The organism is Lactobacillus sp. UMNPBX16 (genome assembly GCF_002553775.1).
Taxonomy (GTDB): domain Bacteria; phylum Bacillota; class Bacilli; order Lactobacillales; family Lactobacillaceae; genus Lactobacillus; species Lactobacillus crispatus.
This window is the reverse complement of sequence record NZ_PCYU01000021.1, coordinates 70,387-88,918: the sequence shown is the minus strand read 5'-3', so window position 1 is coordinate 88,918 and position 18,532 is coordinate 70,387. Positions and strand designations below refer to the sequence as shown.

The following is an 18,532-nucleotide window of genomic DNA, read 5'->3' as shown; positions in this document are numbered from 1 at the left end:
CTACCTCTGTCTTGCTTTTTTGTAAAGCAGACAGCTTTTATATTTTATCAAACCATCATTTCTTTGTCAAGAACTTTTTTGATTTGTTTTTTCGTCTTGCTCAAGCTTTTTCTGCTTTTGCCTGACGACATTTAAATATATTACCAGCTTATTTACTTCTTTGCAAGTACTTTTTTCTTTTTATTTGTTTTCTTTCCTTACATGTCTGTTTTTAAGCTCTCGTCGCATCTCTCGAAGCGACTTTATTAATTTACCTTATTTTCTCCGCTTTGGCAAGTCTTGTTCTTCGTTCGCAATCTTTTAGAAACGCTTGGACGCGTTGTAATTATTCCTTTGTTTCTATTTCAATCTACCTTTTTCTTTTTGCTTACTTTATTTTTATCCTTACGCTTATTATTCGAGTTTTACTGTTTTTTCTCTTAATTTTAGTACAAAATTTTTCGAATTTTTTTCAAAATAATTCAAAAAAAACAGTGTTTTGCCTAATTTTTCACTCAAAAATGCAAAAAAAGACGTTTATCAAATATAATCATTCGATAAACGTCTCATTTTATATCTTTAGTGTCTATTCGTCTTTTTTCTTACGTTTTTCAACGCCAAGTAAACTAATCCAACCTAAACCAGCGAGTAATGTACCAATCAAACCTAGTGTGTGTTTGTGTTCACTACCAGTTTGAGGCAATAAGTCTTGCACGGACTTCGGTTTTGCATTTAATTTGTTAGCTAATTGCTTTCTTTCTGCTTTCCCTATTGTCCTCTTGCCAGATTCAGCGTCTGCTGCCTTAACTGGGCCGTTAGCGCGTTTATTTCGACCTGTAGGCATACCTTCATACTTAGGATTGTTATTAGAGTCATAGCCCTTCTTATTTGCTTTAGAATGATTATGCTTCTTTTCACTTTCCTTATTAGACTTTGCCGGTTTATCTGGCTTAGCAAGCTTGTTTGGCTTATCCGGTTTATTTGGTTTGTCAGGTTTATCTGGCTTCGGCTCTGGAGTTGGTACTTCATCTTGCTTGTAAGTAATTTCAATATTACTGTCAGCCGTATCTACTGAAACCTTTTCCGCTGCCACCTTACTTTGTGAAGCAGTGTAGCCACTAAATGTTGGAGCAGTATATGCATCCCACTGAGTATTACCATCTACCTTCCACTCACTGTATGTAACTTTGCCAGTAACTTTATCAAACGTTGCAGTTCTAGTAAACGTTACTTTTTGAGTGATAATCAGCTTAGCACCTGAAGGCGTAATGACTGTAATTATTCTAGTTGGAATCTTAGTCAAAGTACCCAAGTGATCATAGTTCTTACTTGGATCACCTGGCACTGGGCCTGTTGGAACATCCCTTGGTGGAGTTTCTGGAGTAACAATAATGGTGTCGTGTTCACCCCTTACAGTTACAGTTGGAATGCCATCAGCAGTTGCAACTACTGTCTTAGGAATATCCTGTCCTGAAACAATCTTCCATCCTGCTGGAACTTGTGGATTTACATCTACTGTTTCACCGGTCTTGCCACTAAGCGGAGTTTGCCCTACTTCTTTGCCATCACTATCAACGTAAGAAATCTTCCCCGTTTGAGTGTTGACAGTATAAGTAACAGTGACTTCACTATCCTTATCATTGCCAGTTACTTTCACTTGTTCAACCTTGTTAGGATTTGTGGTATAGCCAGCAAATTCCTTCGGCGTAAATCCAGCAAATGTATCCTTACCATCTACCGCAGCCCATTGGCCTTCACTATTGGCAACCAGCTTTCCAGTAACCAAGTCATATACGGCAGTCCGCATAAATTCAACGGTCTATTTCTTTTGATCTTCTGAAATCTGAGCTAGTTGTTCTTCACTCAAACCTTCGTAATTAATGGTTCGGGTGACATCCTTAACTAGGTCATTTTTCTTGAACCAGCTTTCATCCTTAGTAGGATTGGTTGCTGAATCAGTTGGATCAACGATTGCTGTTTTGTGAACTAATTTAATGTACAAGTTCTGACTTAATGCCTTGCCAAAAGTATAGCTAGTTGGCAATTCTTGATCTGGTGCTAACTCGTAGTTCTCTGGAAGCTTCAAATCAAGGTTATCAACAGTTGAACCAGCAACGCCAGACTTAGTAATTGTCTGACCAACTTGCTTGTTACCTTCTTGAGTATCTTCAAATTCAATCGTTAAGGTTGCATCCAAAGTAAACTTAGCCTTTGAAGAAATATTCAGCTTGTAGTTTGGATTTGCTTTTTGCAATGCAACGAGCGTGTTGGCATTCAAGTGGGCTTGGTAAGTTCCTGCATCCGTTGGAACTCCGTCAAGTTTCTTACCAGCCGCATCGTACCACGTAAAGTCACTAGCAGTGATTCCTGGGTTTACTAATGGTGTGTTCGTAACCGTACCATTTGCCGTGATCTTCAAGCCATTAACATCGAGATCAGCTGATTTGCCATTATAAGTCTTGCTTTGATCACTACCAGAAATAGTGATATCAGTAATTGCCTTTGGCGTAATTGTGAAGCTTGCCTGGCCTCCTAAATCGTCAGCGGAAATAGTTACATTAGCGTTAACTTGCTTCTTCAAGGCATCTTGCAAGTGAGCCAATATTGACTGCTTGTTCAACGTAATGGTGTAAGTACCAGCATTAACTGGTGCGCTGCCAGCATTCCAAATATAATCACCGTCTTGCAGAGCATACGTACTTTCGGTAGTTGAACCTGGAAAAGTAAAGTGAACTAAAATTTGACCATTGCTGTTAACTTGTGCAGTTGTTACAGCTGTACCATCAAATGTCTTTTGGTTAGAGCCATTAAGTTTTGCGTCAGCAGTGGCTGCAGTAACTATGTAGTTAGCTGTTGTCTTAAATGTCCACTTGTAGTTAGCACCATTATTACCAGTTAGTTGCTTAAGCTTTTCTTGACCAGCCTGTGATAATTTAACTTGGTAAGTACCGACATTCGTTGCATTACCAACAATTTGCAAATCGTCAGCAGTTAACTTAAGTGTCTGAGCTTCACCATCAGCGGAGTAAACCGTCGCATCGTAGGTTACGTTGTACTTATTCAAGTTAAGTCCACTTGGTAAGGTTTGCTTAGCATCATAAGTCTTGCTGTCACCACTATTCAGGGTAACAGTAGCTTCGCCCTGGTTAATGGTTAATGTACCCTTAGTAGTTACATCATCTGCTACTTGTGGGTATGCGTAGTTAGTACCCAAAGCTTTTTCAATGTTAGCCAACCCTTGCGTAGATAATTCCACGTGGTATTCACCGACATTGCCTGGAGTTTGATCAAAGATCAAGTCACCATCTTTAGCAGTGTAGCTTAAATTAGTACTATTAGTACTATTTTTACCATACGTATATTTACAACAACATAATCCTTGCCTGGATCAGGAACATTAACTTGCCAAGTTTGTCCAGCTTCTTTAGGTAGGCTCCATGAACCATAAATCACTTTAAATCCTGGCGTTGTTGAATCACCTGCTGTTTGATCCCATTGCCAATTACCATAAGTAATCGTGTTATTAGCAACATTTAAACTACCAGTCTGGGCATAGAATACCTGTATTTGTGAATCAGGTGCAAATTGTTGACCATTTTTGTCACCACCAGCAATTACATATTTAGCCGTTACTGTTCTCGCTTGCTGTTTTACTGGAATATACAAAACAGTGTGAACTGGACGGGCTTCATAAACTGATGCGTTAGGAAGATTTGCGTAAAAGCAGGCAAAGTGCATTGTTCTGGAATTGACGCACCGTTTGCTAATTCGTAACCATAACCTTCTGGATCAGTTGGAATGGTCATATTAAAGTTGAGGTTAGTTTGAACACCAGGGATAAATTCTTGTGAATAAGTTTGACCGACAACCGCATTATTGTTGTACTGGTCTACAAATTCAAACGTCACCTTTTGCGCAACATTAACATTAGCATTCAATTCGTAGTAGTAATACTTACCATCTGCATCATATTGAGCACCAAGCGTACCATTTGGAACAGTAACGCGAATAGTAGCATTTTGCTTGCCACTCACTAAGCCATCAGCATTTGTTTGCAAGCGGGAAATAATATAGTTTGGCTGATAACTGTCGGTGCCTTGAGTGAAAGTAGTTTGCTGACCTGGATCGCCGCTCTTATTGTAAGCACTATAAGAAACTTCCTTATTATTTTGAGTAGAAACATCTTTAGTATCTTCTGGACTAGTAGCTTTTTTATCTTCTGCCTGTTTAGTTGAATTCTGCTCGGTTGAATTTTTGCTAGTCAAAGGATCGGTACCGCTAACTTCTTTTTGAGCAGTAGTATCGTTATCATTCTTACCAGCTGTCGTAGTCTGATCATTTCCAGTATCTGTGGTAGTCTTCTTAGCCGACTCAACCTCTTCTGTTTCTACTGGATCCGTAGTATCCGCATGAACCGTTTGACTTGTATTCATCGTCCAAAGCAAAGTTGAAAGCAAAACGGAACAAACTCCAATGTTCAATTTTCTAATACTAAAGCGCTGCTTGCCTTCAAAGTCATTTTTATTTAGTCTTTCTATTACGCGGTTTTATTCTATTCATCTATTTTAATAACACCTAACATAAATCACAACAAAAAGCAGGCTTAAATTATATGCAAAAAAATCGTTATTTTAAGTTGTCAGTCACAACAACTAAAATAACGATTTTATTGTGCTCATTTTTTAATTAAATTTAGGAATTAAATTAAACCTGATTCTTTAGTAATCTTCTTCATACCATTCATGTAAGGAACAAGTACATCAGGAACAGTTACTGAACCATCTTCGTTTTGGTAATTTTCCAAAATAGCAGCTACACAACGACCAACAGCCAAACCTGAGCCATTTAAAGTGTGTGCCAAGTGAAGCTTGCCGTCTTCATCACGGTAACGAATTTGTGCACGACGAGCTTGGAAGTCAGTACAGTTTGAACAACTTGAGATTTCACGGTACTTGTCTTGTGCAGGCATCCAAACTTCAAGGTCGTAAGTCTTAGCACTAGTAAAACTTGCATCCCCAGTTGAAAGAGCAACTACGTGATATGGCAGGCCCAACTTTTGCAATAAGTGTTCCGCATTATGAGTTAACTTCTCGAGTTCATCCCATGATTCGTCAGGCTTACATACCTTAACCATCTCAACCTTACGGAATTCGTGCATTCTAATCAAACCACGAGTGTCCCGTCCTGCTGACCCTGCTTCACTTCTGAATGCTGGTGACAATGCAGTAACATTGATTGGCAACTTGTTTTCATGAATAATTTCATTTCTGAAGTAGTTTACCAATGGAACTTCAGCAGTTGGAATCAAAGTTAAGTCACGTGGCTTATCTGGATCGTCATTATCAACGATGGTATAAACATCTTCGTGGAACTTAGGGAATTGACCAGTTCCTTGCATTGATGCATCGTTTACCAAGTATGGTGGGATAATTTCGGTATAACCTTCCTTAGTGTTTTCATCAAGGAAGAAGTTGAAGACAGCACGTTCCAAAAGCGCACCAGCACCGATGTAGTAAACAAAACGTGCACCTGAAACCTTTGAAGCACGGTCCCAGTCTAAGATGCCAAGGTCAGTACCAATATCCCAGTGAGCCTTTGGCTTAAAGTTAAATTCAGTAGTTGGGTGCCACTTACGAACTTCTTCGTTGTAGCTATCGTCCGGACCAATTGGGTCTGAATCAGCTGGGAAGTTAGGCAATCTAAGCAAGATGTAGTTTTGCTTTTCAGTTAATTCCGCAACTTCCTTATCTAAGTCTTTGATTTCCTTACCTACTTCACGCATAGCAGCAATTGCATCGCTAGCATCTTCTTTGTTACGCTTTTTTTCTGCAATTTGCTTAGAAACGTCGTTACGCTTAGCCTTTAATTGTTCACTCTTAGTCAAATCCTTACGACGCTTAGCGTCAATTTCAACTAATTCATCTAATTCTTCTGGCTTAATGCCACGTGTAGCCAATTTCTTCTTTGACCAGTCAAGATTCTCACGAATCACTTTAATATCAAGCATATAAAACCTCCATGATATGCATAAAAAAAGAGCCGACTTATCCCTACACTTGGGACGAATCGGCTCTTACACGGTTTCGCGGTACCACCCAGCTTCAGTCTATCTAGACTGCACCTCTTTACCAGACGAGTAACGACGTCAAACCGTGCAACTATTAATTGCCCACATTATTGAAATCTGGAAGCGACTATGCATTCACTCGCACCAACCGTGAACTCTCTGAAGCAGTCTTAGGATTTCGTGTTTGCATTTATTTTAAGCCATTCTTCTTTTTTGAGCAAATAATATTTTTCTTTAAACGAAAAAAGTGCACTAACTTGTGTGTAATCGACAGTATAAACATACTGAAATCCTAGTGTTTTAAGCAATTTCTGTGATTTTTCATTATCGGCAAAAGTTCCAGCCCAGACTTCTACTTGCTTTTTCTTTTTAAAAGCATAGGTCAAAATCAATCGTAAAGCTTCAGTCATATAGCCGTGACCTTCAAACGACTGATCTAGCAAAAAGCCAACTTCTTTAGTCTTTAATAGGCCACTCTTTTCATCTAAGCCGCGTTCATACAATTCAACCAGACCGATCACTTCATTGTTCTTGCGCAAGCAAACGACATAACTTTCAGGACGCGACATATATTGCTTCACGCCATTAACCGCCTCAGTCAGATTGCGGTATTCCTCAAAGCCAGCCATCTTGTGGTAGCGGGAATTGCCACCCCACTTCAGTAATTGCTGCGCGTCCCTTTCTTCAAAAGGTCTCAAATATATTCTCTTAGATTCAAGCATTAGTTACCCATCAGCTTCAAGAGCCACTTCGCACCAAACTGTAGGCCTATACTATAGGCGGCAATTGTCCATGGCTTACACAAAATAATAATCCAAAAATAAGTCCAAAACTTCATTTTAGTCAATCCTGCTAGCAGGCAAAGCACGTCATCGGGAGCTGCTGGGGCGAGAATACATAATGCAAAGAACCAATTAAATTTATTCTGATTCTCTGTCCACTTCATATATTTATCAAGCGTTTCTTCCGAAACAATATGCAAAATAAAGGGCCGGCCGTAGTGTCTAGCTAAAAAGAAGTTGATAATTGAGCCAATACAAATCCCCACGTAGTTATAAATAAACCCAGCAACTGGGCCAAAGAAGACCACGCCTCCTAATAAAGACACGCCCCCAGGAATAATTGGAATAACTACCTGAACAATTTGAATCAACACGAAAATAATCGGACCAACAATTTGTTTATTAGCCAGATAAGCCCGCATTTTAGCTTGATCGGTAAAGATCCCCAAGCGGTACCAATAAATCACCAGCAACACGATTGCGACTCCACAAACTATAGTTGCAATATTGATTAATTTACGACTAGCCTTAGTCGATAGATGCATTTTCTCGCCTTCCTTCATCGCCTAGTAGTTCAATTTTAACAAAAATCCAGCCCAGATACCGTAAACATGCAAATCTAAAAAAAGTTTTATTATTTTAGCTACTTTGGGCAGATACTATATAATAAAGTTAATAAGTTATTAGAAAGGTAGGCATCTTATGGTTGTAATTAAGAATGATATTGTTTATGACAAGACTAAAGAATTAAAAACGGATATTTACTATCCTAATGATACATCTTCTAATACCAAGATTTTAATCTTCTGGCATGGCGGTGGCTGGTTTAGAGGTAATAAAGAAAGCGTAAAAAATCTAGGTATTCGCTTTGCTAATGCGGGCTTTATGACCTTCATCCCCGACTACTCCTTAGCACCTAAATACCACTTTCCTGCTGCTCATGAAGATGCATTGCACTTTGTCGACTGGCTGTTGAATTCTGAATACACTGATCAAGACGATGTCAAAAACATTGTTCAAATTGGAGCCAGCGTTGGCGGTGAAATGGCAATTGAGGTTGCTGGGAAATACGGTTTCCCTACTGTCACCTGGTCTGCTCCAGTTGAATATTCAAACTGGATTAAAGATCATCAAGATACTAAAGCATCCCCAGATGCCGCTAACGATTTTGGCATTACCGATCCTGAAAAGATCAGACAATCTTTCTACAAGTACTTCACATTAACCTACACAGGTACTGAAGATGAGGCTGTATTACAAAAATTAGACGCTAAGTCATTTGACTATAGCCATCTCAAGCAATTAATGATGATTAATTCCGCAGATGAGTTGACACCACTAGCTACAGTATTGGATTTTGTTAAGTTCTTAGCTGACAAAAACTTAGGCGTACAGCTCCTCGTAATTCCTGGTCACGGTCACGCCATGGCTTATGGTCCCGATTATGTAGACGAATCGCTCGATTTTTTATATCAAACTATTAAGAGACAAGATTAAGTATGATCAACATAGAAAAATTTGTTCAAGCCAGAAAAAAATTAAGGCTATCGCAAACTGAACTTTGCCGCGGCATTTGCACGCAGTCAACCTTAAGTAAGTTTGAAAACAACGGACAGGTACCTTCATTTAAAATTCTTAAGCAGCTTTGTGAACGGATGGATATTGATGTTAGCGATATTATGGACAACAGTGAGCACAAATATATCGCGCATATCCTGTTTGAAGCGGATTTTGCTTTTATCAATTTTGATTACAGTAAAATTTTTACTTTACTTTCACAAATCAACCCCGAAGTAGACCTAAAACGCCAAACAAATCGGATTCATTATCACTATTTGCGCGGACAATATGCTCTAAGAAGTGATCGCAATCAAATGAGTGCGCTCTTTTATTTCAACAATATCTTGACCACCCAGGAATTGCCTGAAAATGATATTTACCGCTTGTTGGCATTAAATGGTTGTAGTCAAATCTATGCTAAACAAGGTGAAACAGAGAAAGCCGAGCACTATTATAGTCAAGTATTAAAGAACATTATGGACGTCAAGATCGATAATATTTTGACTACAATGCATGCCTTAAGTATTTTATGTGATGCCGGTGAATTCTATGGCGAACGAAAAATGTATCGTGAGTCTAATGCATTGTTGCGCTATGCCTATAAGATTGGCGCTGAGAAGCACGTGATTTTTTACATGGCACGCATCCTATTGCGGCAAGGCATGAATGATATTGATCAGTCAAAAAAGAAAGCAATTGCTATCCAACATTTGCATGATGCCTGTGCTTTTGCCCGAATCAACCGCAACACGATTACGCTAAATCAGGCTAAAAAATTACTAAAAAAATTAAATGACTAACAAAAAATCCCCAAAATTGGGGATTTTTTTAGATAATCATGTAACCAGTAACTGGCTTAGCAGGTACTGTATTGAAATCAAAGTTAGCAAGTTTGTCCAGTTCAGTATTACCATCAATAATTGTAGTAACACCTTGAGCAATCATCAGGTTCATCACTTTATCCTTGTCTGGATCCTTAGTGAAGGTTACCAAGACTACAGGCTTATGCAAAGCACGCATGAAACCAATTTCAAAAGCACTACCATCATCTACATTGTCCATGTCATACAAGAAGACGCCACATGTAGAGTTAACTAGACCTTCCAGGTCATTGTTATAAGTGGCAAGGCGCCAAGTCATGCTGCGAATGCCACCAATTTCAGGATTCTTTTCATCCGGATCAACAAAATTTTGATCAAATGGAAAATGCACTCTGACCACTGTCGGATTTTCTTCTAACAAGGCACGAGCCTTATCAACTCGAGCACGTTGATCATCATTGTAAAATGGAGTGCCTAAATAAATCTTAGCAGTTGAAACTTGTTTGTTCATGCTTTTGTCCCTTCAATGTTTAAAACTTACAAAATAAAATTATTTTTCATTTTAGCATGACTTTTTTACAACTAAAAGCACAAATAGCTGTGTTTTCATTGTAAACGCTTTATAATAGAAACATAACTTATTAAAGCTAAACATAAAACTTATTGGAGGAATTATTTTGTCTAGATATCAATCAATTAATCCATATACTAACGAAGAATTTGCAAGCTATGACAATTCTACTGCCGCACAAATTGACGATGCCATTAACTTAGCACACGCTTTATATAAAAAATGGCGTCATGAAAATCCTGAGACCCGCAGTCGTCAATTACACAAGATAGCAGATGCTTTGCGCGAGCATGAAGATGACTTAGCCAAAATGATGACCCTGGAAATGGGAAAGCTTTTGCGCGAATCAAGAGAAGAAGTTGAATTATGTGCTTCAATTTGTAATTACTATGCCAAAAACGGGGTCAAAATGTTGGCTCCTACTCCAATCGAATCAGACTTAGGCAATGCCTATTATTTGAAGCAATCAACTGGCGTTATTATGGCTTGTGAACCATGGAATTTCCCACTTTACCAAGTTATACGGGTCTTCGCTCCTAACTTTATCGTGGGTAACCCAATCTTACTGAAGCACGCCCACAATGTTCCAGGTTCTGCTGCTTTAACCGCTAAAATCATTAGACGTGCTGGTGCTCCTGAAGGCAGCTTAATTAACCTTTATCCAACCTATGATCAATTAAGCGATATTATTGCCGATCCTAGAGTTCAAGGCGTTGCATTAACTGGTTCAGAACGTGGCGGTTCAGCTGTTGCCGAAGCTGCTGGTAAAAATTTAAAGAAATCAACCATGGAGCTTGGCGGCAATGACGCATTTATCGTTTTAGATGATGCAGATCCGCAAGTATTGCGTAACGTTTTAGGCGATGCTAGAACTTATAACGATGGCCAGGTATGTACTTCATCCAAGAGAATTATTGTTGAAAAATCTCATTATGAGGAAGTGCTACATACGCTTAAAAACGTCTTTTCTAATCTTAAAGCGGGTGACCCACTTGAAGCCGATACTACCTTGCCACCAATGAATTCCGAACGTGCTAAGGAAAAATTAGAAGCTCAGGTTAAAAAGGCCGTTGACGCAGGAGCCGAGATTTTTTACCAATATCCAGAGATTGATTCTAAAGGTGCCTTCTTCAGACCTGTAATTTTGACTAACATCGACAAAGAAAATCCTATTTATGATGAAGAATTATTTGGCCCTGTAGCAGAAGTCTTTGTAGTTGACGATGATGACGATGCCATTCAGCTTGCAAATGATTCTAGCTATGGCTTAGGTTCATCTGTTATCTCTAACGATATCAAACGTGCTCAAAACGTGGCCGCTCAAATTGAAACTGGTATGACTGTCATCAATGGCCGCTGGATTACCTCTGGTGAATTGCCATTTGGTGGCGTGAAGAAGTCTGGCTACGGTCGTGAATTAAGTGACTTAGGCATGATGGCCTTTGTTAACGAACACTTAGTAATTGATGTTACTAAGAATAATCAATAGTAATTTTTCGATAAAAGAAATACGCTGGCAACTTAACCAGCGTATTTCTTTTACTTATTATTAATTCTATTTCTTTTTAAAAAGATTATATCCAGCCAAAATCGTGGTCAACACGCTAGCCAAAATCATAAAGTAAGCTGAAGCCCCGAGAGAAACTGCATATGACATAAGTTGACTCGTCAATTGAGCCAGCACCCCAGTTGAAGCATGTGCCGCGCTTGATATTTGAAAAATCATATAAATCAAAAAGATTGATTCAATCAAAGAAAGGAAGAAGGCTAAAGTCTGACTAGCCTTAGTATTTTTCAAAATATTATAAATAATGAAAATTGGGAACAAGAATAGTAGCAACCAGACAATGTAAAGAATAAGTGCATACCATGATGTCACGTCGGATGAAAGCAAGCGCCCTGCTAAACCGAACAGTACATTGGAAATAGACATTCTCTGCGTGTAAGCCGAAGCACCCGAGTCGGTAAAGAGAACGATTAGACTAACTAAAGCCGTAAAAATAACTGAAATCTGCACATAATTAAAGTGATGTTTGCGAACATTTTTTATTTCACGTACATGATTTTCAATCCGAGGATATTTTTGCACAAATTCTCGGTTTTTCGCTTTGACTTTACTTTCACGTGCATCCAACCGGTTAAAGACATCGGAACCAATTCGGTCAATCTTTTGCGTTAATCGCTTATCAACCGTATACTGCTCGATCTTATCTTTACGATCACACACAATATAAAGCCAAACCATTAGGGCTAAAAAGCCAGTCCACCCTGCCGCTCTAGAAAAACTCATTAGGATTAAAAGTAAGACTCCCAATAAGAAGACTAAGGTCGCATTTTTCCTAACCCACGCAATCATTCTTTGGACAGTGGTGTTTTGCTTTTCAGGAATAAATTCTTCCCGATAGGCTGCACGGCTGATAATCTTTTCGCCTTCATCTGGTTCTTCAAACTTTGCTTTTGGGTGCTGATCTGTGAAAAAGTCGTCTCGATATTTTTTTAGATTGAAGCCACAGTTTGGACAAATATCATCTGTTTCACTAATTTTATGGCCACAATTTGGACAAGTAGTCATATAAGAATTCCCTTCTTTTTCAATCTGTTAGTCATTATTATAACATGTATCAGAATTTGAAGATCAAAACAAAAAAAGACCGAATCATTGCGATTCGGTCGAAAAAATTATTTACTAACTATTTTTCAACATCAATTGGTAAAACATTATCAATATAAGGTGAATGTCCATCAGCAATCAAATCTGATATCTTTCTCAACATTGGAAATTGTATGTTCCTAGTATCATTTCCAAACTTTTGATATGCTTCTGGAGTTGCATCTTTATGTAATAATTCATATCCTAATCTTTTGTAGAAATTAACACTTTCGTCCACAGATTCAAGATAAATCAGCTGAACACCTGTATACAATGCAATCACCATGCACATGGAAAAGAATTCCATCATTAGTGCTCTACCAATTCCTGTTCCTTGGTATTCCTTGTCAATTGCAAAATAAGCAAGGTTTATATATGGTGTATCAACTTTATAAGTACCATCATCCTTCTTAACATTCTGTGTTAATAACCCTACTGTTGACGAGAAAAAACCAACTATCTGATTTTTGATAGGATCCATTAATACAAAAGTCTTTAATTTCTGTGTACTTTCGAACTTCGGACATTCCTTACGAAAAAAATTATCTATACCACGATTAGTGGAATCAAAATGTAGGGCTAACTCTTCAAAATGTGGACACGTACTTAACGGGCATAATTTAAATGCTCTACTTTGATTCATGCTTTTCCTTCCCACGTTGAATTACTATCCCATCAGCTTCAACTTCTTTTTGCAACTTTTTTATAGACACACGTGGTACTGGATTGGCTATTTTGTTTTTGAATTCTTTAAATGCTTTTTCATTTTTAAATGTTATCTCAGCATTTCTAACAATACCTACCATAATTACCAACTCCTTTTAGTGTACCTATTAATATTATACAATCATAATCTGTTTTACTATTAGTTTCAAGATTTATTTTAACAAAAAAAGACCGAATCATTGCGATTCGGTCGAAAAACTATTTATTAATTATTTTTCTTATTTCTTCTTTTGGCGAACTTATTAAGGTCGATTCCCTCATATGTCAACTTAGTAGCTGCTGACATAGTAATTGGCAAAATGAAGACCAAGATGAGCAAACCAATATCCACGGCTAAGGCAACTTCAATCAAAGTTGGAATACCTGATGGAATCAAGGCTGCAAAAGTACCACCCAAGATAATTGCGGCTGATATAACAACCGTACCAATGATAGCACATGCCTTCAAGATTCTTGAACTTGGAGTAGTGTATCCTTCAGACTCAAGTTCACGATAACGAGTCATCAGGAAGATACTGTAGTCAACACCCAAAGCGATCAACATAATGAAGCTGAAGAATGGTGTGTTCCAAGTAAGCATTGACTTACCAAGAACTGCTTTAACAATCCATTGATTGATTGAAAGTGAGCAGAGATAAGCAATAAGTAAAGTACCAAGAATGTAGATTGGTTGCAAAAGTGACCGAGTTACAAACATCAAGGCAATGCCGATACCGATTAACATAATAGCAGCGGTTCTAAGGAAGTCACCACTAGCAACCGTCTTAGTATCTTCAATCTTGGAACTTTGACCACCCATAGCTACCTTAGCATCCTTCAAGGCAGTACCTTGGAATGACTTCTTAGCCATAGCACTTAATTCTTGTGACTTCTTAGTAGCTTCGGTTGCACTTGGGTTTGAATTGAAGACAACGATAATTTGAGCTGACTTCTTATCAGGGCTAAGGTAAACATCCATTGACTTCTTGAACATATCGTTCTTCAAGAATTCCTTAGGGATGTAGAAAGTATCAGCGGCAGCTGATGAACCTAAACCTCTGAGGTAGGTTTCACCTTGACCTAAACCACTATTAACAGTGTCAATACCTGAAGTCAATTGTGGAACTTTGCTTGCCAACTTACCAGCACCTGCACTGAGTTGTCCAGCACCTGTGTTAAGTTGACTGATACCTGAAATAAGTTGTGGAGCTTGACCAGCTAATTGGCCGATACCACTATTAAGCTGACCGGCACCATTTGCAAGTGTGCCAAGACCTGTGTTCAATTGACCCGCGCCATTGTTAAGTCGGTTTACACCCGCACCAAGACGACTAGCGCCTGACGAAAGTGAACCTAAGCCACTGCTTAATTGACCAGCACCTGAATTAAGTCTTTGTGCGCCTGCCACACCTTGTGAAGCAGCTGATTGAACTTGCGTCAAGCCTGAGCTTAATTGGTTCAAAGCAGTAGCTGCACCTGGAAGTGCCTTGTTAGAAGCTTGAGCTAATTTAGCTACTTGAGTCTGGAGAGTTGATAATTGTTGAAGTGATGAAGTTAAAGCACCTAATTGTGAGCTAAGTCCAGAAACATCTATAGAAGCATTACCCGTTTGAGTATCAGCTTGTGTATTACTAAATGCCTTATTAATAGCTGCTTCAGCCTTTTGCTGGTCTTCAGTAGTTAAGCCAGCACTGCCAATGGCTTGAAGTGCTGCTCGTTTTGCTTGTGCCTGAGCACCAGCAGCTTTTTGACTAGCTGCTGACAATTGTGCTGCTTGTTCTTGTAACTTCTTCAAACTTGCAGTTAATCGTCCAACTTGTGAAGTATCTAATCCACTAACAGCTTGATTCAATTGTTGAATACCACTGTTAATTTGTGGCAAAGCAGTTTGAAGTTGAGCGAGTTGTTGTTTGTTTGAACCACTCAATTGAGTTGAAAGTTGTGAACTCAATTGTTGTAATTGGTTAACCATTTGTTGGGTACCACTTTGCAAGCTGCTAGCACCATTCTTTAAGCGATTTGCACCGCTAACTAATTGGCTTGCACCACTTTGAAGTGCGTGAGTACCACTTGCCAAACGACCAGCACCTGTTTGTAAACGTACTGCACCACTTTGTAATTGGCTTGCACCATTTTGCAAACGACTAGTACCACCAACTAATTGTTGGGCACCACTTTGAAGACGACCCGTACCATCTTGAAGTTGATCTGCACCATCCTTCAAACTATTGGCACCATTAGCAACCTTGTTGGCACCCTTACTCAATTTACCCAAACCTGAACGAGCTTGATCAACACCGTCGTTAACCGTGTTTAATTGATTGTTGACATAAAGCATATCAATTGGTTCGCCGTAAGGTTCTGTAACAGATGTCGCAAATGAAACATCTTTTGAAGCTTGAAGTTGCTTAGTCACTTGATCAATTAACTTCAAATTTTCTTCATTGTCTAATCTATGCTTACTTTGAATGTACAAGTATGATGGTTCAGCCATCCCTTTAGAGAAGTGCTTTTGTACTATCAACAAACCTTGCTTAGATGGAACTGAATCTGCAATTTCATCAGTGTCATCGTAGTTCAAGTGACCTGAGTACATTAACATGAATGGCACAACAACAACTGCTAACACAACCAAGTAAATAATTGGATGCTTCAATGTGGCAGATGAAATACCATGCCATAACTTGTCATCACTTTCACCAGTAAATTTCTTAACTGGCCAGAACATTTTCTTACCAAGCGTAGCCATAAAGAATGGGTTGAGTGTCAAAAGCACTATCAATAAAACAGCAACGCCGACCGCAACACCAACAGCTGATTGGTAAACGGAGAATTTAGCTAAACTTAAAGCAGTAAAACCAATTAAGATGGATGAACCTGAGTAAAGAATTGTTTTACCAGCATTGCGCAAAGCGTCATGCATGGCTTTATACTTGTCCATCCCTTTTCCTAGATTTTCTTTAAACTTGTCATACAGCAAAATGTTGTAGTCGGTACCGATACCAAAGAGCACGATAACCATAAACACTTGCGTAAAGTTTGAAAATGGGAAATTGGCGCTTTTAACTAAATTAGTAACAATTGAGAAGGAAGTAAGGAATGAAACACCAACTGTCAACAATGAAATAAGTGGAACAATTGGTGACTTAAATACGATAACCAAAACAATAAAGATAAAGACAACTGTAATGGCTTCAGTCTTCTTAATTCCCTCTTGAATTGAAGCGGAGAAGTCGTGCTGCAAGACATCCGCACCCGTTACATAAGTACGAAGCCCTTGCGTTTTCGCGGCCTTGTTCATTTCGTTATAAACTTTTTCAATCGTGCCATGACTCTTAGCCACATTAAATTGTGCTACCCAAGTCGTGCCATCTTTTGATTGAAGTTTCTTTCTTGTAGCAATATTGGAATCTGGAAGTAATGAATCCTTGATTCCGTACTTGCCTTTATCATTAGTGAACTTATCAAGCGTATTATTAATAGCCTGTTTATCGGCATCAGTTAGCTTGCCACTCTTTTTGTTAAAAACAAGTGCTACTGCATAAGTGTTTTTCTTTTTCGAGCCCCAATTGTTCTCTATTGACTGTGCCACATTGCTTTGCACATTACTTGGCAACGTAATGTTAGAGTGATCATTAGTCAGCTGCGTAATGTTAGGCAAAGCAACAACGGAAATAATCAATATTAAAATCCACGCAATCAGTTCGAAAACATGGTTCTTCAGAAATTTCTGCACTTTCCTATTTCCTCCCTATTTGTTGTAAATCAGGTACTGGTTCTACAAGTCGTAAAATCATTTCATGATAATTACGATTAGATTCATCTTCTGTTTCATCTCCAAAAGACTTCGATTTATCCAAAAAAACGTACCCTAATACGGCGCCAATTAAAGCATGAAATGAAATGACACTTTCTTTTTTAAAATTAAGTCTTTCACCCATTTTAATTAAATCCAAGATTTCTTGATTGATGGCCGCATCCTTTGGATATTCGTTCAAATGATACAGAATACTTGATAAAGCCGGATCGCTTAATAAAAAGTCGCGCACAACATCCGCAAACTTAAGCAATGCATCCCTACCTGACATACCAATTAGATCATTCATCAACTCATGACGTAAGATCTTAATCCGTCTTGCACCAACTAGTGATAGCAATTGTTTGCGTCCGGAAACGTAATGATAAAGCGACTGTGAGCGGACATCGAGCGCCTTAGCCAATGCTGGCAAAGTTGTAGCTGTCAGTCCTTTTTTAGAAATTAATTCAGTAGCTTGATCAATTATTTTATCCAGATCAAGATTTCTTTTCTGTGCCATTTTCATCCCTCCTTTGTCTTAGCATAGTAAATAATATACACCTACAGTGTGAAGATTACAATCTACATAGTGTAAATAATTTATTTTTTCTATAAAAAAATAATGAAGCCTTCTCGGACTTCATCATTTCCGTTACTTATGCTTTTTTATAAACCAAGCATTAACCGTTTTGCCCAATTTATTAAAATTCTTGTGTTGCGTGCTCCAAACAGACATACAGTAAGCACGTCCGTTAGTCTGAACAATTGCGACAGCAAAATCATCCTCACCAATTGCATAAATGCCGCCACTTAAGCCAGAAACTAAACTTGGTCGCTCTTTAGCTAGAGTTGCTAAAACTCGACTAGCATATTGCCGATTTAATACCCGACCTTGATACAAGCCAATCATTGTCTTAGCTAAATCATTAGCTGTTGTCTGACCAGTCATATTTGAATTGACCTTAGTTTGAGTGGCACCCATTTTTTTAGCAACTTGGTCAATATTATTAACTCCAATTTTTCTAGTTAAGGCACTAGCTGCAGTTTTATTACCCTTAAGCATTGCGCTGCGCAAATAACTTACACCATAGGTAATACCAACTTGAAACATCTTATCACCCTTGGCTTTGTCTTTTTTGCTAATCTTAATCGCAGTTCGCGACCCCATCTTGCCTTTTTGTTCTTGCTCATACAAGGCGATCAGTAAAAATAACCGCATTGTTTTTCCTGCGTCATGAGCCTTATTAGTATTAGAAACTACGGCAAAGTGACTAGAGTTAGTTAAATCCTGTGCTACTACCTGGAAGCTATCATCAATGCCCATAACTTTTTTGATTTGCTTGACTAGCTTCTGATTACTGCCTTTTTGAGCTTTAACATGGTTAGAATATTCAATCGAATTAACCTTGGGCTCCTTAGGCTTTTCTAATTTTTTAACCTTTGGCTCCTTGGTCTTCTTTTTATTCTTAGCGACCTTGCTGTTATTTGGTTCAACAATCTTTAACTGCGCGTTTTCCACCCGCTTTATGTTTGATGTATACAAAATGAATGCAAATAAAGTCACAATTAAAGAACCAATTAATATTTTATGTTTCATTAAA

General features: G+C 38.4%; 17 protein-coding genes. 3 read left to right on the top strand and 14 right to left on the bottom strand.

Features of this window, described 5'->3' with window-relative positions:
* Nucleotides 1–565 precede the first annotated feature (565 nt).
* The 7 genes from CP367_RS06115 to CP367_RS06085 all read right to left on the bottom strand — a co-directional run bounded on the left by CP367_RS06115 (nucleotide 566) and on the right by CP367_RS06085 (nucleotide 7,373).
* Nucleotides 566–1,786, bottom strand: a complete 1,221-nt coding sequence (locus tag CP367_RS06115; protein WP_158227329.1) for an LPXTG cell wall anchor domain-containing protein — start codon at nucleotides 1,784–1,786, stop codon at nucleotides 566–568.
* 12 nt (nucleotides 1,787–1,798) lie between these two features.
* A complete protein-coding gene (locus tag CP367_RS06110) occupies nucleotides 1,799–3,277 on the bottom strand; it encodes an MBG domain-containing protein (RefSeq protein WP_089147269.1) in 1,479 nt (492 codons plus the stop codon).
* Nucleotides 3,278–3,300: 23 nt separating this feature from the next.
* On the bottom strand, nucleotides 3,301–3,645 hold the full coding sequence (locus tag CP367_RS06105) for a hypothetical protein (protein ID WP_005720675.1): 345 nt from the start codon (nucleotides 3,643–3,645) through the stop codon (nucleotides 3,301–3,303).
* Complete coding sequence (locus CP367_RS10970) at nucleotides 3,630–4,436, bottom strand: hypothetical protein (protein ID WP_233187503.1); 807 nt, start codon at nucleotides 4,434–4,436, stop codon at nucleotides 3,630–3,632. The genes CP367_RS06105 and CP367_RS10970 overlap by 16 nt, the downstream gene beginning before the upstream one ends.
* A 242-nt stretch (nucleotides 4,437–4,678) precedes the next feature.
* Nucleotides 4,679–5,986, bottom strand: a complete 1,308-nt coding sequence (serS, locus tag CP367_RS06095; RefSeq protein ID WP_013086796.1) for a serine--tRNA ligase — start codon at nucleotides 5,984–5,986, stop codon at nucleotides 4,679–4,681.
* A gap of 230 nt (nucleotides 5,987–6,216) precedes the next feature.
* Entirely contained in the window at nucleotides 6,217–6,768 is a 552-nt protein-coding gene (locus CP367_RS06090; protein ID WP_065990819.1) for a GNAT family N-acetyltransferase, read from the bottom strand.
* A complete protein-coding gene (locus CP367_RS06085) occupies nucleotides 6,768–7,373 on the bottom strand; it encodes a TVP38/TMEM64 family protein (RefSeq protein WP_005722611.1) in 606 nt (201 codons plus the stop codon). Before CP367_RS06085 ends, CP367_RS06090 begins: the two co-directional genes overlap by 1 nt.
* Nucleotides 7,374–7,530: 157 nt before the next feature.
* Here CP367_RS06085 and CP367_RS06080 point away from each other — a divergent pair, with 157 nt between their 5' ends.
* The gene (locus CP367_RS06080; protein WP_061205190.1) at nucleotides 7,531–8,325 is read left to right on the top strand and encodes an alpha/beta hydrolase; all 795 of its coding nucleotides are present in this window, start codon (nucleotides 7,531–7,533) and stop codon (nucleotides 8,323–8,325) included.
* 2 nt (nucleotides 8,326–8,327) lie between these two features.
* Complete coding sequence (locus CP367_RS06075; protein ID WP_089143359.1) at nucleotides 8,328–9,188, top strand: helix-turn-helix domain-containing protein; 861 nt, start codon at nucleotides 8,328–8,330, stop codon at nucleotides 9,186–9,188.
* A 28-nt stretch (nucleotides 9,189–9,216) separates the two neighbouring features.
* Here CP367_RS06075 and CP367_RS06070 read toward each other — a convergent pair whose 3' ends face one another.
* Nucleotides 9,217–9,720 carry a nucleoside 2-deoxyribosyltransferase gene (locus CP367_RS06070; protein WP_089146058.1) on the bottom strand — a complete coding sequence of 168 codons (504 nt, stop codon included), beginning with the start codon at nucleotides 9,718–9,720 and terminating at the stop codon, nucleotides 9,217–9,219.
* A gap of 166 nt (nucleotides 9,721–9,886) precedes the next feature.
* Here CP367_RS06070 and CP367_RS06065 point away from each other — a divergent pair, with 166 nt between their 5' ends.
* Complete coding sequence (locus CP367_RS06065) at nucleotides 9,887–11,269, top strand: NAD-dependent succinate-semialdehyde dehydrogenase (protein ID WP_089146059.1); 1,383 nt, start codon at nucleotides 9,887–9,889, stop codon at nucleotides 11,267–11,269.
* Between the two features lie 66 nt (nucleotides 11,270–11,335).
* Here the strand turns inward: CP367_RS06065 and CP367_RS06060 are convergent, their stop codons facing one another.
* The 6 genes from CP367_RS06060 to CP367_RS06040 form a co-directional block, all read right to left on the bottom strand.
* Entirely contained in the window at nucleotides 11,336–12,352 is a 1,017-nt protein-coding gene (locus CP367_RS06060; protein WP_089143356.1) for a zinc ribbon domain-containing protein, read from the bottom strand.
* A gap of 118 nt (nucleotides 12,353–12,470) precedes the next feature.
* On the bottom strand, nucleotides 12,471–13,073 hold the full coding sequence (locus CP367_RS06055) for a GNAT family N-acetyltransferase (RefSeq protein WP_089143355.1): 603 nt from the start codon (nucleotides 13,071–13,073) through the stop codon (nucleotides 12,471–12,473).
* A complete protein-coding gene (locus tag CP367_RS10845) occupies nucleotides 13,060–13,236 on the bottom strand; it encodes a hypothetical protein (RefSeq protein ID WP_005727328.1) in 177 nt (58 codons plus the stop codon). The genes CP367_RS06055 and CP367_RS10845 overlap by 14 nt, the downstream gene beginning before the upstream one ends.
* 125 nt (nucleotides 13,237–13,361) lie before the next feature.
* On the bottom strand, nucleotides 13,362–16,871 hold the full coding sequence (locus CP367_RS06050; RefSeq protein WP_089146060.1) for an MMPL family transporter: 3,510 nt from the start codon (nucleotides 16,869–16,871) through the stop codon (nucleotides 13,362–13,364).
* Between the two features lie 4 nt (nucleotides 16,872–16,875).
* Complete coding sequence (locus CP367_RS06045) at nucleotides 16,876–17,451, bottom strand: TetR/AcrR family transcriptional regulator (RefSeq protein ID WP_005723949.1); 576 nt, start codon at nucleotides 17,449–17,451, stop codon at nucleotides 16,876–16,878.
* Between the two features lie 132 nt (nucleotides 17,452–17,583).
* Nucleotides 17,584–18,528, bottom strand: coding sequence for a serine hydrolase (locus CP367_RS06040; protein ID WP_089146061.1), 945 nt, complete (start codon nucleotides 18,526–18,528; stop codon nucleotides 17,584–17,586).
* Nucleotides 18,529–18,532 lie beyond the last annotated feature (4 nt).